The 13,534-nt window shown below is 71.6% G+C and carries 13 protein-coding genes; 5 read left to right on the top strand and 8 right to left on the bottom strand.

Going from position 1 to position 13,534, the window contains the following annotated elements; all coding sequences use genetic code 11:
- Positions 1 to 22 precede the first annotated feature (22 nt).
- Positions 23 to 1,228 carry a PP2C family protein-serine/threonine phosphatase gene (locus ITJ69_RS02250; protein ID WP_131921262.1) on the top strand — a complete coding sequence of 402 codons (1,206 nt, stop codon included), beginning with the start codon at positions 23 to 25 and terminating at the stop codon, positions 1,226 to 1,228.
- A 244-nt stretch (positions 1,229 to 1,472) separates the two neighbouring features.
- Here ITJ69_RS02250 and ITJ69_RS02255 read toward each other — a convergent pair whose 3' ends face one another.
- Entirely contained in the window at positions 1,473 to 2,342 is an 870-nt protein-coding gene (locus ITJ69_RS02255) for a phosphoribosylaminoimidazolesuccinocarboxamide synthase (protein ID WP_123293653.1), read from the bottom strand.
- The gene (purD, locus tag ITJ69_RS02260) at positions 2,339 to 3,607 is read right to left on the bottom strand and encodes a phosphoribosylamine--glycine ligase (RefSeq protein ID WP_159573604.1); all 1,269 of its coding nucleotides are present in this window, start codon (positions 3,605 to 3,607) and stop codon (positions 2,339 to 2,341) included. Before purD ends, ITJ69_RS02255 begins: the two co-directional genes overlap by 4 nt.
- 57 nt (positions 3,608 to 3,664) lie before the next feature.
- Here purD and ITJ69_RS02265 point away from each other — a divergent pair, with 57 nt between their 5' ends.
- Positions 3,665 to 4,027, top strand: coding sequence for a sterol carrier family protein (locus tag ITJ69_RS02265; RefSeq protein WP_131846930.1), 363 nt, complete (start codon positions 3,665 to 3,667; stop codon positions 4,025 to 4,027).
- Positions 4,028 to 4,249: 222 nt separating this feature from the next.
- Here ITJ69_RS02265 and ITJ69_RS20835 read toward each other — a convergent pair whose 3' ends face one another.
- Positions 4,250 to 6,781: a helix-turn-helix transcriptional regulator gene (locus ITJ69_RS20835; protein WP_194671858.1), complete on the bottom strand. Its 2,532-nt coding sequence runs from the start codon at positions 6,779 to 6,781 to the stop codon at positions 4,250 to 4,252.
- Between the two features lie 162 nt (positions 6,782 to 6,943).
- Here ITJ69_RS20835 and ITJ69_RS02275 point away from each other — a divergent pair, with 162 nt between their 5' ends.
- Entirely contained in the window at positions 6,944 to 7,339 is a 396-nt protein-coding gene (locus tag ITJ69_RS02275) for a hypothetical protein (protein WP_111085569.1), read from the top strand.
- Positions 7,340 to 7,422: 83 nt separating this feature from the next.
- Here ITJ69_RS02275 and purF read toward each other — a convergent pair whose 3' ends face one another.
- The gene (purF, locus tag ITJ69_RS02280; protein ID WP_111085568.1) at positions 7,423 to 8,880 is read right to left on the bottom strand and encodes an amidophosphoribosyltransferase; all 1,458 of its coding nucleotides are present in this window, start codon (positions 8,878 to 8,880) and stop codon (positions 7,423 to 7,425) included.
- A gap of 73 nt (positions 8,881 to 8,953) precedes the next feature.
- Between purF and purM the strand changes: the two genes are divergently transcribed.
- Positions 8,954 to 10,051, top strand: coding sequence for a phosphoribosylformylglycinamidine cyclo-ligase (gene purM / locus ITJ69_RS02285; RefSeq protein WP_159573606.1), 1,098 nt, complete (start codon positions 8,954 to 8,956; stop codon positions 10,049 to 10,051).
- A gap of 242 nt (positions 10,052 to 10,293) precedes the next feature.
- Here purM and ITJ69_RS02290 read toward each other — a convergent pair whose 3' ends face one another.
- The gene (locus tag ITJ69_RS02290; protein ID WP_111085566.1) at positions 10,294 to 10,512 is read right to left on the bottom strand and encodes a DUF3073 domain-containing protein; all 219 of its coding nucleotides are present in this window, start codon (positions 10,510 to 10,512) and stop codon (positions 10,294 to 10,296) included.
- A 158-nt stretch (positions 10,513 to 10,670) separates the two neighbouring features.
- On the opposite strand from ITJ69_RS02290, the gene ITJ69_RS02295 reads away from it, so the two are divergent.
- Complete coding sequence (locus ITJ69_RS02295) at positions 10,671 to 11,786, top strand: NAD(P)-binding domain-containing protein (protein ID WP_194671859.1); 1,116 nt, start codon at positions 10,671 to 10,673, stop codon at positions 11,784 to 11,786.
- Positions 11,787 to 11,917: 131 nt separating this feature from the next.
- On the opposite strand, the gene ITJ69_RS02300 is transcribed toward ITJ69_RS02295, so the two are convergent.
- The 3 genes from ITJ69_RS02300 to ITJ69_RS02310 all read right to left on the bottom strand — a co-directional run bounded on the left by ITJ69_RS02300 (position 11,918) and on the right by ITJ69_RS02310 (position 13,523).
- Positions 11,918 to 12,358 carry a DoxX family protein gene (locus tag ITJ69_RS02300; RefSeq protein WP_194671860.1) on the bottom strand — a complete coding sequence of 147 codons (441 nt, stop codon included), beginning with the start codon at positions 12,356 to 12,358 and terminating at the stop codon, positions 11,918 to 11,920.
- A 110-nt stretch (positions 12,359 to 12,468) separates the two neighbouring features.
- Entirely contained in the window at positions 12,469 to 12,714 is a 246-nt protein-coding gene (locus tag ITJ69_RS02305; protein ID WP_123293659.1) for a DUF3072 domain-containing protein, read from the bottom strand.
- Between the two features lie 53 nt (positions 12,715 to 12,767).
- Positions 12,768 to 13,523, bottom strand: a complete 756-nt coding sequence (locus tag ITJ69_RS02310; RefSeq protein WP_111085562.1) for a hypothetical protein — start codon at positions 13,521 to 13,523, stop codon at positions 12,768 to 12,770.
- Positions 13,524 to 13,534: the final 11 nt, after the last annotated feature.

Here is a 13,534-nt window from a genome sequence, read left to right on the forward strand (position 1 = left end):
GTTGGCGCGTTAGCGTGGGTGCATGCACTCGGAGACAGCGACGACCGTCCCAGTCACCGGCGCGCCCGACGCCGTGCGCCGAGCAGCGCTGCTCGCCGCACTCGACGTGGTCGAGGGTGGCGCCGAAGAGCGCTTCGACCGGATCACCCGCATCGCGCGTGAAGCCCTCGGTGTCTCCGGCTCCTTCCTGAACCTGGCGGGCGAGACCTCGCTGACCATCAAGTCCCAGCAGAGCGACAGCCACTTCGGACCGGTCATCCCGCTGCAGGACACCTTCTGCGGGCGGACGCTGGGGGAGCGCGGCCCCGTGCTCGTGCCGGATGCGCGCATCGACGCCCGCTACTCCGACATGCCGATGGTCGTCGGTGACCCGAACGTCCGCTTCTACGCCGGGGTCCCGCTGCGGCTCGGCGACGACGACGTCAAGGTCGGCACGCTCTGCCTCATCGACCCGGAACCACGGACCCTCGACGCCGACGAGGTCGCCCTGCTCCAGGAGCTCGGTGTCTGGGCCGAGCGGGAACTTGCAGCCGGCGCCGACGAGGACCGCCTGCGGTCCGTGCTCGCGGGGCTCGAACCCGGCACGGTCGACGTGCCCGGCTACCGGATCGCGGGGCTGTCGGTGCCGCACGGCGTCGTCTCCGGCGACTTCCACGACTGGCACCGTTCCGGCGACGATGCCGTGCACCTCACAGTGGCGGACGTCATGGGCAAGGGCATGTCGGCTGGGCTGCTCGCCGCGAACATCCGCGGCGCACTGCTCGCCCGCGGCGACCTGGCACCCGACGTCGCCGTCGCCGAGCTCGAGGCGCAGGTCGCACCAGACCTCAGCCGCGCCGAGTCGTTCGCGACGATGTTCCACGGCCGACTCACACCCTCGACCGGCCGGATCGACTTCACCGACGCCGGACACGGGCTCGTCCTGCAGCTCCGCGACGACGGCGCCGAGCGCATCCTGCGGTCGTCGGACCTGCCGATCGGGCTGCACCCCGCGGGCATCGAACGTGCCTCCGGGTCGCTCGTCATGCGTCCGGGTGACGTGGTCATCGTGGTCAGCGACGGCGCGCTCGAGCTGTGGGACTCCACGCTCGCGTCGCTGTCGCAGCTCGGGGAGCTCTACCGCGGCTCGCCGGACATCGCGACGTTCCTGCAGCGGGTGCGCTCACGTGCGGTCGACCACGACCCGGGCGACGACCTGACCGTCGTCGTGGTCGCGCGCGACCTCTGACGACGAGCCGTCGGCAGATCGTCGGCAGGCCGTGCGTCGGTCGTCGGCAGGTCAGGACTGGTCGCTCGTCGACTGGTCACGACGTGCCGTCGGCGCGCCGCCGGGCGGTCACGAGCGGTCGGGTACCGGGGGTCTGAACGACGGCTCGTGACCGGTCGCCGGATGTGAGCGGGGTGTCGTGACCGGTCGCGGCCCGCTCGGGGCACGCTCGGGGTCCGCGCAGCAGGCCTGCAGCAGGAATCAGTTAGGCGCCGAGGCGCTCGATGAGCTCGGCGTAGCGCGCGGCGGTGCGGGACACGATCGCCTCGGGCAGCACCGGGGGCGTGCCCTGGCGGTCCCAGTTGGCGCTCAGCCAGTCGCGCACGATCTGCTTGTCGAACGAGTCCGTCCGACCGTCGGCCCGGGCGTCCCAGTACCGGCTCGAGTCGCTGGTCAGGACCTCGTCCGCGATCCGGATCCGGCCGTCGGCGTCCTGCCCGAACTCGAACTTGGTGTCCGCGATCACGACGTCGCGCTCCAGGGCGATCGCCGCTGCCTCGGTGTACACGTGCAGCGACAGGTCGCGCAGGGTCGCCGCGACCTCGGCGCCGACCAGGTCGACGGTCTGCTCGTACGAGATGTTCTCGTCGTGCTCGCCCTGCGGTGCCTTGTAGGCGGGGGTGTAGATCGGCTCGGGCAAGCGGTCGCCGTTCGACAGCCCCTGGGGCAGGGCGACGCCGCAGACGCTGCCGGTCTGCTGGTACTCGGCCCAGCCGCTGCCGACCAGGTACCCGCGCACGACGCACTCGACGGGGAACATCTCGAGCGGCATGACGTGCATCGACCGCGACTCGACCTCGGCCGGTACGGGGGTGCCACCGGACGACGGGCCGATGATGTGGTTCGGCACGTCGCTCAGCTGCGTGAACCAGAAGCGCGACAGGCGGGTGAGCAGCTCGCCCTTGCCCGGGATCGGTGGCTCGAGTGCGAAGTCATAGGCGCTGACCCGGTCGGACGCCACGAGCAGCAGCTCGGACGCGCTCTGGAGGTCGGCGGTGCCGGTCGGCACGTAGAGCTCGCGGACCTTGCCCGACGAGACGTGGTCCCAGCCGGCGATCACGGGCGCGGCGCTCATCGGGTGACCTTCGCGGCGATGTCGGTGCGGTACTGCGCGCCCTCCAGGGTGATGTCACCGAGGCCCGCGTAGGCGCGCTCCCGTGCCTGGGCGAAGTCGGCCCCGGTCGCGACGACGCTGAGCACGCGACCGCCGGTGGCGACGAGGCTGTCGTCGAGCACCCCGGTGGCGGCGTGTGCGACGGAGACGCCGTCGCGCGCGTTCGCGGCGTCGATGCCGGTGATCGGACGGCCGGTCTGCGGGTTCTCCGGGTAGCCCTCGCTCGCGAGCACGACCGTGACCGCCGCGTCCGGACGGAACGAGGGTGCCGGGGTGCCCCCGAGCTGGCCCGTTGCGGCGGCGAGCAGCAGTCCGCTCAGCGGCGTCGCCAGGCGGGGGAGGACGACCTGGGTCTCCGGGTCGCCGAAGCGGGCGTTGAACTCGATGACCCGGACGCCCTGCTCGGTGACGATGAGCCCGCAGTAGAGGAGCCCGACGAACGGGGTGCCCTCGTGCTCGAGACGACGGACGGTGGGCAGCGCGACCAGCTCGGTGACCTCGTCGACGAAGGCCTGCTCGGACGCCCACCGATCGGCCAGCCACGGCAGCGGCGAGTAGGCGCCCATGCCGCCGGTGTTCGGCCCGAGATCGCCGTCGGCCAGGCGCTTGTAGTCCTGCGCGGGGCTGAGCGGGCGGACGTCGTGGCCGTCGCTCAGGAAGAACAACGAGACCTCTTCGCCGTCGAGGAACTCCTCGACCACGACGTGCCCGTGCTGCAGCCAGTAGGTGGCGTGGTCGATCGCGGCCTGACGGTCCTCGGTCACGAGGACGCCCTTGCCCGCGGCCAGCCCGTCGGCCTTCACGACGTACGGTGCGCCGAGCTCGTCGATCGCGGCGACGGCCTCTTCCGCCGTGCCGGCGTACACCGGGCGGCCGGTGGGCACGTTCGCCTCGGACATGATGCGCTTCGCGAAGGCCTTCGAGCCCTCGAGCTGCGCGGCGGCCTTGCCCGGCCCGAAGACCGGGATGCCCCGGGTGCGGACGGGGTCGGCCACACCGGCGATGAGCGGCGCCTCGGGCCCGACGACGACCAGTTCGACGTCGTTCTCGATCGCGTACTCGGCGACGAGCGCGCCGTTGGTGGGGTCGAGGGAGACGGTCTCGACATCGGCGGCGATGCCGGCGTTGCCGGGAGCAGCCGTGATGACGTGGCCCGCCTGTTCAGCGAGGAGGGCCGTGATGATCGCGTGCTCGCGGGCACCGGAACCGAGGACGAGGATTCGCACCCGATCACCCTACCGATCAGGACTCGCCCCCCGCGAGGCGACGGCTAGCCTGTGGAGATGCCACCCAGGAGGATCGAGGACGCCGCCGGCCGTGCCGCACTGACCGCGGTGCAGCAGGGCGACACGGCACGGGCGACCGTCGCGACGGCCGTCCGGTGGACCCTGCAGCGCCTCGCTGACGACGTGCCGGGCAACAGCGTCGAGGTCCGGGTGCCGCCGTTCGCCGCGGTCCAGGCCGTCCCCGGCCCGCGCCACACCCGTGGCACGCCGCCGAACGTTGTCGAGACGGACGCCACGACCTGGCTCGCGCTCGCGACCGCTGAGCTGACCTGGGACGAAGCCGTCGCGCAGTCACGCGTCAGCGCTTCCGGCTCACGTGCGGACCTGACGGCGTTCCTGCCGGTGCGGGTCGCGCTCTAGTCGCGTTCAGCACTACCTAGGCGGACGAACCGAATTAGGTAGTCCCTACCGATGCGGGCGCATGCACTGCGAACCTACGCTTGAAGTCGCCGGGATTCGGACCCGACCCGAACGGGTCCGAACCCGGCGACAGGGACCAAGGTACGCGATGTTCCACACAACGTGTCAACCGCCGCGGCGCGTCGTGCTGCAATGCGCAACGTTCTTGCGTCACGAGAGGACTCAGAAGAGTCCGGCGAGCTCCGAACGAGCATGCAGGTCCCACTTGCCGAACACCCGCGACAGGTGCGCGTCGATGGTCCGCGTCGAGAGCCCGAGCTCCTCGCCGATCAGGCGGTTGCTCAACCCCTGCGCCGCGAGCTCGGCGACCTGGTACTCGCGGTTCGTGAGCGGTGGTTTCGGCCGGCCGGCCGTGACCGCCATGCCGTGCGACGCGAGCGCCCCCTGCGCCGCGATCACCCGCGTCCGGTCGCGTGCGGTCAGGGCGTCGGCGTACTCGACGATCGCCGCGGCGAGCGGACCGTCGACCCGAGCCGCTGCCTCGCGCATGCGACCGAGCGAGGTACCAGTCTCGCGTCCGTTCAGCATGTCCATCGCGTAGTGCAGCGTCTGCGCGTACATGACGTGCGTCCACCCACCGCTCGCCGTCCCGCGGTCGATGATGTCGTCGGCGTGCCGGAGCCCGGCCGGGTTGCCGAGCACCGCCTCGGTCCAGGCGATCGTCACCGCGACCTGCTCCCCGGTGATCCGCATCGCTCGCTGCGGGGTGGCCCTCGCCCGGTCGAGCGCACGCGTGGCGTCCTCGGTGCGACCGGCGTAGGCGTACGCCATCGCGAGCCGTGCCCACGGGTAGGCAGCGAAGCCGCCGTGGTCCGCGACGTCGTACCGTTCGCAGGCTGCCGAGAACGCCGCGATCGCGTCGTCCCAGCGCCGTTGGCCGATGGCGAGGTTGCCGTCGCCGATGAGCTCGAGGGTGAAGTCGTACTTCAGGTACGGGTTGGACCGTCGGACGGGCACCTCGGTGAGCAGGTCGGCGAGGTCGCCGCGCCAAACCTGCACCTGGTGCAGCACTGAAAAGATCTCGCCGACGCTCCACGGTGCGTCCTCGAGGTGCTCGATCGCGGTGGCCAGTGCCCGGCGACCGAGGGCCGAGGCGTCGTCGAGCCGGCCGGCCGTGGCGAGCGCCATGATCGCGCAGGGGGCGACGCACAGGAACGCGAACGGGATGGTCGGGGCGTGCACGATGCCGCTGTGCTCGAGTTCGGCCCGCACCTCGTCGAACCGTCCGCCCCACCCGAGGTGTGCGAGTCGCAGCAGGCGGAGCCGTTCGACCGCGTCGCCGGACACCAGCCGGCTGGCGACGTCGGTGAGCGCGACCGCTGCCAGCACGTCGTCGTCGTGGAACTGCCGGATGTTGGCGAGGATCTCGCAGGCCTCGACCACGAGGGCGTCGTCCACCGTGCCGGGGTCTGCACGGGCGACGGCCCAGGCAGCCTCGGCGTCGGCGCGACCGGCCTCGCGCCCGTCGGTGTACGAGTACGCCAGCGACCGCAGGCAGCGCGCGGCGACCTGCTCGTTCGGGTGCAGCGTCCGCCGGAGCGCTGCGGAGGCGAGGGCGATCGCGCTCTCGTGCTCCTGCAGCCGCACCGCGACCTGCGCCGCGTCGAGCAGCTGCTCGACCGGGGGCACGACACCGCAGTCGAGCGCCCAGAGCGCTGACCGCAACCGTGCGGCGGGCGGGGCGCCCTCGGGACTGTCGGTGCGGAAGGCGTTCGCGCGGGCGAAGAGTGCCGTGCGGCGGGCGACCGGCACCAGGCCGCGGATCACGTCGCCGACGAGCGGGTGCTGCGGACGGGCCACCGCGGCGCCGTCGTCGAGCGAGTCGATCCGGACCAGCCCGAGCGCGACCACGCGGTCGACGTCGCCGCCGCTGACCAGGCCGAGCAGTCGCGCGAGCGGGATCGGGTCGGCCAGCGCCACGATGTCGACGACGTCGCGCAGGTCCTCCGGCAACGAGCCGAGTTCCGTCCGGTACATGTCGGCGAGGCTGTTCGACGCCGTCACCCGGCCGCGCCAGTACCACCCGGACGCGGTGTGCTCGAGGGCACCCGAGGTGCGGGCGGCGCGGACGACCTCGCGCAGGTAGAGCGGGTTGCCGGCGGTCGCGCGGTGCACCCGTTCGGCCGAGGCGTTCTCGAGCTGCGAGCCCAGCGCCTCGGCCACCAGGGCCGACGTCTCGCGCAGGGTGAGCGGCTCGAGGTCGATGCGCTCGAGCAGGTCGTCCTGCCACAGGGCGCGGAGCGGTTCCGGCAGCGCGGTGAAGTCACGGCAGGTCAGGACGAGCCGCGCACCCTGGTGCCGGACGAGCCACGCCACGTACCGGGCGGAGATCGCGTCGAGGTGGTCGGCGTCGTCGACGCGCAGCAGGACGTCGCGGTCCGCCAGGTCGGCGATCGCTCGGAGGCGCTGCTCGGCCCCGGCGCCGTCGGACAGTTCCGACAGGGTCGCCGGCAGCTCGCCGAAGCGGTCCGAGATCGCGCCGAAGGGCATCGACCGCCCGGAGGCGACGGCGGTGATGGGCACCACGATCGTGCGCCCGGTGGCGTCCCGTCCGGCGACGCGATCGGTGACGCGGGCGGCGACGGTGCTCTTGCCGAGACCCGGGGCGCCGACGAGCGCGACGCTCCACTGGTGCTCCGCGACGACGGACACGGCACGGTCCTCTTCGTGGCGTTGCATCACGGGCCAGGTCACGCGCGCCGGGGTGCTCGGGGTGCGACCTCGCCCCCGTACGGTCCGTTCTCGCATCCGTGTCACCTCCAGCCCTTGGGATACCAACGCGTACGGATCATCCTCTCCTGGATCGGACTGCGCGGACAGGCCGGGAGACGTCCCACAGTGGGGGACAATGGGTGGGTGAGCAACACCGATCGACCCGACGACCAGCCGGTCCCGGCCCCTGCGCCGAACGCCGTCTCCACCTCTGACGAGGTCACGATCCGTCGTGCCCCGAAGTTCGGGGTGTTCATCGTCGGCGGTGCGGTGCTCGGGTTCATCGCGACCCTGATCGTCGTCTCGCTCACCATGAACCTCGGTGGCCAGCAGGAGGAGTCCAGCTTCGGCAGCCTGGTGGGCTACTTCAGCCTGTGGGGCGTCACGATCGGCGCCTTCGTCGGCGCGGTCGTCGCCGTCGTGTTCGACCGGGTCTTCGCCCGGCGCGCGGCCCGCCTGACGGCGGAGCGTGTCGAGGTCGAGCTGCCGCCCGAGACGGTCGACGGCGAGATCGACGAGCACGGCGACCAGCGGCCGTAGCCGCAACCGCTTCCAGACGGGAGGCCCGTGGCGACACCGCCACGGGCCTCCCGTCTGTCAGGTGGGTGCGTTTCGGACGCGACCTAGCTGAGCTGGTTCGCCTCGACCCAGGACAGGTACTCCGGGCTCACGGTGCCCGTGACGTACTCGCCCGTGAAGCAGCTCATCTCGAGGTCGGTCACGTCGGAGCCCTCGATGATGGCGTCCCGCATGTCGCCGATCTCCTGGTAGATCAGGTGATCGCTGCCGAGCACGCGGTTGATCTCCGGGATCTTCCGGTCGTGCGCGATGAGCTCGTCGCGCGTCGGCATGTTGATGCCGTACACGTGCGGGAACCGGACCGGGGGAGCGGCGCTCGTGAAGGTGACCTCGTTCGCACCGGCGGCGCGGGCCATCTCCACGATCTCCTTGCTCGTCGTGCCGCGCACGATCGAGTCGTCGACGATCAGGATGTTCTTGCCCTTGAACTCCGACGACATCGCGTTGAGCTTCTGCCGGACGGACCGCTTGCGCTCCGCCTGACCCGGCATGATGAAGGTCCGGCCGACGTAGCGGTTCTTGTAGAAGCCCTCGCGGTACTCGATGCCGAGCTTCCGCGCGACCTGCATGGCAGCCGGTCGGGACGAGTCCGGGATCGGCATCACGACGTCGATGTCACCGGTCGGCGCGTACTGCTCGATCGTGTCCGCCAGCCGGTTGCCGAGGCGCAGGCGGGCGTCGTAGACCGAGATGCCGTTCATGACCGAGTCGGGACGAGCCAGGTACACGTACTCGAACGAGCACGGCACGAGCCGCGGGTTCTTCGCACACTGCCGGGCGTGCATCTGCCCGTTCATCTCGATGAAGATCGCCTCGCCCGGAGCGACGTCGCGCACGATCTCGTAGCCGCCCGACTCGAGCACCAGCGACTCGCTCGCGACGACCCACTCGGGCTGGCCGGCCTCGTCGAACTTGTGGCCGAGGATGAGCGGCCGGATGCCGAACGGGTCGCGGAAGGCCAGGAGCCCGTGGCCGGCGATCGTGGCGATCGTGGCGTAGGAGCCCTCGACCCGCTCGTGCACGCGCTCGACGGCGTCGAAGACCTGCCCGGGGTCGAGGTCGGTCCCGCGGACCTGTCCCTGCAGCTCGTGCGCCAGCACGTTCACCAGGAGCTCGGTGTCCGACGTGGTGTTGAGGTGCCGACGGTCGATGTCGAACAGTTCACGCGTCAGTTCCCGCGTGTTGGTGAGGTTGCCGTTGTGGACGAGGACGATGCCGTACGGCGCGTTCACGTAGAACGGCTGCGCTTCTTCCTCGTTGCTCGCCGCGCCCTTGGTGGCGTAGCGCACGTGGCCGAGGCCCATGGTGCCGAGGAGGGCGCGCATGTCACGGGTTCGGAACGACTCCCGCACGTGGCCGCGGGTCTTGTGCATGTGGTGCACGTGACCCTCGACCGTGGCGATGCCCGTCGAGTCCTGCCCGCGGTGCTGCAGGAGGAGCAGTGCGTCGTAGATGGATTGGTTGGCGGGGCCCTGTGCAACGAGGCCGACGATGCCGCACATTCGCGGGTGTGCTCCAGACCGTAGAATCGGGGGGTACCGAACAAGTCTGCCATGTCACCGCGAAGGACTCCGCATGCCCAACCCGTACGCCGAAGCCGGAGTGGACACCGCTGCCGGTGACCTGGCCGTCGAACTCATGAAGTCCGCAGTCGCGGCGACGCACAACAGCCACGTGCTGGGCGGCGTGGGCGGCTTCGCCGGACTCTACGACGTGTCCTTCCTGAAGGACTTCTCACACCCGTTGCTCGCGACCTCGACCGACGGCGTCGGCACGAAGGTCGCCATCGCCCAGGCGATCGACAAGCACGACACCATCGGGCAAGACCTGGTCGGCATGGTCGTCGACGACATCGTGGTGGTCGGTGCGAAGCCGCTGTTCATGACCGACTACATCGCCTGCGGGCGCGTCGTGCCGAACCGCATCGCCGACATCGTCGCCGGGATCGCCCGCGGCTGCTCGGCGACGGGCACCGCGCTGGTCGGTGGCGAGACCGCCGAGCACCCCGGGCTGCTCGGCCCGGACGACTACGACGTGGCCGGCGCCGCGACCGGTGTCGTCGAGGCCGGTTCGCAGCTCGGTGCCCACCTGGTGCAGGACGGCGACGTCGTGCTCGCCATCGAGTCGTCCGGGCTGCACTCGAACGGGTACTCGCTCGTCCGGCACATCCTGGCGTCGCGCGGGGTCGGGTACACCGACCAGCTGGCCGAGTTCGGCGGCGTCTCGGTCGGTGAAGCCCTGCTCGAGCCCACCCGCCTGTACACGACGCCGCTGCTGGAGCTGCTCGAGCAGCACCCGGGCGCCGTGCACTCCCTGTCGCACGTGACCGGTGGAGGCATCGCGGCGAACCTGGCGCGCGTGCTGCCCGTCGGCTCGTGGATCGAGGTCGACCGCTCGACCTGGCAGCCGCTCCCCGTCTTCCGGGTGCTCGCCGACATGGCAGGGACGCCGATCGAGGACACCGAGGGCACCTGGAACCTGGGCATCGGCATGTTCGCCGTGGTGTCCGCCAGCGCCGCGGTTGACGTCATCGAGTCGCTCGGCGTCGCCGGGATGCCCGCGTGGCCGGTCGGCACGATCGCCACGTCGGCCCGCGACCTGTCCGGCTTCGAGCAGGGTGCCAAGGGTGTCGACGGTGGCGCGGTGCGGCTCGTCGGGAGCTACGCCGCCTGACCCGGCCGGCCACGCCCGTCACGCAGGCCGCGTGGCGGGCGTTCGTCGTGCCTCCAGGCCGCACGACCTGCCGTCAGGTGTCCGCCGAGTGGCCACGAAGTGCCGCTCGGTCCGGCCGCGGGCGGCACTTCGCGACCACTCGGCGTTCCCCGCGTGGGGAGTCGTGACCGGTCCGCGTCACCCGCGTGGGCACGCAGAAACGCCGCGCTGCCCGGAGGCGCGCGGCGTGACGGCTGTGCCGGTCAGGCGGACTTGTTCTGGTCCGCTTCGGTCTCGAACTCGTCGGATTCGTCTGCCGCTTCGGGACCGTACTGGTCCGCCCAGCGGTCGACGAGATCGTCATCGGAGTGTTGTCCGGCGGAGAGCTCCTGCTCGAGTGCACCGTAGTTCGTCTGCGGGCTGAAGTACTTCAGCTCACGGGCGACCTTGGTGTGCTTCGCCTTTTGACGGCCGCGCCCCATGCGTGACCCCCTCGTTCGGCTCTGGTCCGGTCCTGGCGAATGACGGAAGATCACTCGGGGAACCAGACGGTTCGTGGTTTGAAATCTGCCGATCACTCTACCATGTACCTCGATCTGGACGTCGCCGCGACGGCTCCGCGCACAGGAGAATCGAAGTGATGACCGAACCCCTCGAGAACGCAGCCGACCAGTCCGCCCGTGTCGTCGTCATCGGTGCGGGGCAAGCCGGACTGTCGGTGGGATACCACCTGCGCCGCCTGGGGCTCGTACCCGGCACCGACGTGGTGCTGCTCGATCGTGCGCCGAGCACGGGCGGTGCCTGGCAGTTCCGGTGGGAGGCCCTGCGGCTCGGCGCGGCGCACCGCGTGCACGACCTGCCGGGGATGCGGGCGATGGGGCTGCAGTTCGACGACGCCGATCGGTCACGACCCGCCCGCGACGTCGTGGGGGAGTACTACCGGCGGTTCGAGCAGCACTACGACCTGCGGGTCCGGCGTCCGGTCTCGGTGCCGTCGGTCTCGCGCACCGCGGACGGCCGACTGTGCGTCACGACCCGCTCCGCCGACGGCACCGAGACCCGGATCCGCGCCGACGTCGTGGTGAACGCATCGGGCACGTGGGGCACGCCGTTCGTGCCGTGGTACCCGGGCCGAGGCGCGTTCCGCGGACGACAGCTCGACACGACCGAGTACCGCAGCGCCGCGGAGTTCACCCGGCAGGACGTCGTCGTGGTCGGCGGCGGGACGAGTGCCATCGGTTTCCTGCTCGAACTCGACGGCGTCGCGCGGTCGACCCACTGGTTCGTCCGGCGGCCGATCGTGTGGGCGGACTCGTCGTCGCTCGACCTCGAGTCGGCGGTCGCAGCGGTCGACGAGCAGGACCGGGCGGCCCGTGCCGGCGAGGTGCTGCCGAGCATCGTGAGCGGCACGGGCGTGCCGGTCTCGCGGCGGATTCGCGCGGGCATCGACCGCGGGGTGCTTCGCGACCAGCCGATGTTCACCCGGATGGACGAGACCGGCGTGGTGACGGCCGCCGGCACGCACGTGCACGCCGACGCGGTGCTCTGGGCGACCGGGTTCCGGGCCGACCTGCGGCACCTCGCGCCGCTGCACCTGCGGACCGGGGCCGGCGGGGTCGTCGTGGCGGACGGGCGCTCGGTCGACGAGCCACGGTTGTTCCTGGCGGGCTACGGGCCGCAGGCGTCGACGATCGGGGCGAACCGGGCCGGACGGCTCATCGCCCGCCAGGTGATGGACGTGCTCGCCGCCGCGTGAGCTGGTCAACCTCGCACCGTGCGCAGCGCGACGGGGCGGCGCGCCAGGCGGCAGCAGCACGCCAGGCCGCACGCACACACGCACGCGGTGGCAGGCCGCGGCGCAGCACGCCCGCACGCCCGCACCGCGGGTCAGGCGGGCAGGGGCTCCTGCACGCCACGACGGCGACGGGACGACGCCAGGAACACGGCGTCGAGCGAGAACCGCCCCGGGCCGGTCAGTGCCACGACGAACGACCCGACCGCCAGGACGAGCACGTACTCGAAGCCGCCGTCCTGCGAGTAGAAGCCGGACGACGCATGGGCGAGCAACCCCGCGACGACCATGTCGACGGCGAGCAGGACGCCCACGACGCGGGTCGCGACGCCGAGCACGAGCAGCACACCGCCGACGAGTTCGAGGCCCGCCACCAGGGGTGCAGCGACGTCGGCGAGCGGGACGCCCATGCCGGAGAAGCCCTGGGCCACGTTCGGGATGCCCTGGGCGAACTTCTGCGCGCCGTGGGCGATGAACACCACCCCGAGGACGATGCGGAGCGCGGTCAGGCCGATGGAGGTCGATGTCGTTCGCATGGCCACGAAGGTATCCGGTGACACGTCATCGAAAGACCCTCGTCCGGGGGTCTGCCCGGACATCACCAGAACATGCCCAGGCTGGGGTCCGCCGAAGGGCGGACCCGCTCTCAGGAACCCGTGGTGTCGGTGCCGCGGCCGGTCTGCTGCTGCAGGCGGTCGATGTGCTCCGAGGCCTCGGCCTTGGTCAGGTCAGCGGAGAGCTCCTCGCCGGCTTCGCGGGCCAGGGTGTCGAGGTAGCTCCGCTGGGGTCCGGTCATCGGCTCGTCACCGGTGACCCACTGCTCGGGGTCCTTGCTCGCGTCGGTCGACGGGTCCGGACGGGCGCCGCCGAGGGTCTCTTCTGCATCACTCATGCCGAGGACGCTACGCCGCACCTCCGACGCACCCCGCAGGCCCTTGTCCCCCGTCAGACCGGCGTGGCCGAGTACCGCACCAGGTCCGGGCCGACCGCACTCGTGGCGATCGGCACGGTCCGTCCCTCGCGACGGACCCAGATCGTCGCGGCCTGCTCGTCGATCCGCTCGACCTCGTGCAGCGAGCCGTCGAGCAGCACGGTCGCGGACACCACGACCCGGCCGCTGGACGGCCGCGGGGGCAGACCGGGGACGTCGTCGTCGTACGCCGCGTACTCGCCGGGCTGCAGGAACGGGGACACCGGAGCGGTCACGACCTCGAAGCCCTCGTCGACCTCGGCGACCGCCACGAGGCGCACCGCCTGGTCCGTCGGCAGGGGGACGTCGACCACCCAGGGCGCCTCGGAACCGGCCAGTGCGCGGAAGGCGGGGCGACCGTCGGGGGCGAGCCGTGCCTCCAGGCCGTCGATCCGGACCCGTCCGCGACCGCGCGAATCGGCGTAGAGACCGGGCTCGATGCCGGACTGCCGCGCTTCGAGCCGGGTGATGACCACGCGGTCCGGGCGGTACCAGTCGCGGAGCGTCGACGGGTCGACCCACCCGACGCTGGGGACGCCGCGCGACAGCGCTGCCGACTCGTCGGCGGCGCGCTCGTCGAGCGCACCCAGGGGGTGTTCGCCGCGCACGGCGACGAGTCCTTCGTGGCGGCTGCCCGCGACGGGCTCGTGGTCCAGCACCTCGACGCGCTTCGACACCTTGCCGCCGTGGCCGTCGAACGTGGCGAACGTCCGCAGGTCGGTGATCGTCATGACGTCAGATG

The organism is Curtobacterium sp. VKM Ac-2887 (assembly GCF_015350935.1).
In the GTDB taxonomy this organism is placed as follows: domain Bacteria; phylum Actinomycetota; class Actinomycetes; order Actinomycetales; family Microbacteriaceae; genus Curtobacterium.